Source organism: Segatella oulorum F0390 (assembly GCF_000224615.1).
GTDB lineage: Bacteria > Bacteroidota > Bacteroidia > Bacteroidales > Bacteroidaceae > Prevotella > Prevotella oulorum.
The window spans coordinates 1-993 of the sequence record NZ_JH114222.1 but is presented as its reverse complement, the minus strand read 5'-3'; the positions used below and the strand labels follow the sequence as shown (position 1 = coordinate 993).

The window sequence follows — 993 nt, the reverse complement described above, 5'->3', positions numbered from 1 at the left end:
TTGCGGAGCGTGGAACTATGATAAAAGCAGTGGTGTGTGATGGGCATGTAGGACTTTTACAATCTATACATTTCTGTCCCGTACAAATGTGTCAATTTCACCAATTTCAGATAGTTAGAAGACTCCTTACTAACAACCCACATTTGCCTGCAGGCGTTGAACTATTGGCATTAATGAGAAGGATGTTCTCTATGAGAAAAGAAGAGTTTATAACTGCTTTTGATAAATGGTGTGATAAATGGAAAGAGTTCCTAAATGAACGAACTCTCCTAATCTCGGGTAAGACAACTTATACACACAGAAGATTGAGAACGGCAAGACGTTCTATTAAGACACATCTGCCATGGCTCTATACGTGTGAGGAGCATCCGGATATACAAATACCTAATACAACAAACCTGTTGGAAGGATTTAACTCACAACTTAAAAGAGCACTACATAATCATAATGGATTGAATGAAGCTAACAAAAAGAAGTTTATAGATGGGCTCATAAATACAAAAAAGTGGTAGTGTCTAAAAAAGTGTGTAAGCTCACCATAATTCTTATCTTTGCATTAAGTAATAAAAAACAACAAGAATATGGAACTTACACAAGGACAAATTTCGGAAATTATTTCGAATTACACAAGTAGCAGTGAAGGTTTTGTCACGCTTCAATCGTTGATTATGAATTCTTTGATGGCCCATGAGCGCGAATTATTCGTCAAAGCGAATAAAAATGAGCAATGCAATGGCTTTCGTCCTCGTCGTTGGTATTGTAAGGGCTATACGTTCGTCTTGCGCATTCCACGTAGCCGTAGCGGCAATTTCTATCCCGTACTTTTAGGGATTATTCGTAGCGAATGTGAAGAGCGTGCTGCCTTGGTTTATCAACTTTATACCAAGGGACTTACCACCGAGCAGATTAGTGAGGTGATAGAGACGGTTTATGGTCGGGCTTATAGCAAACAGCAAATCTCTTACTTGGCCAACAGTTGTCGGGAAGACGTTG

General features: G+C 39.2%; 2 protein-coding genes. Both read left to right on the top strand.

The annotated features are described in order from the left end of the window. The coding region (locus tag HMPREF9431_RS13600; RefSeq protein ID WP_004381583.1) for an IS256 family transposase, variant Zn-binding type at positions 1-512 on the top strand (512 nt) is incomplete at its 5' end. Positions 513-581: 69 nt separating this feature from the next. Next, positions 582-993: transposase (locus HMPREF9431_RS11890; protein ID WP_004380599.1), on the top strand; the 412-nt coding region annotated here is incomplete at its 3' end.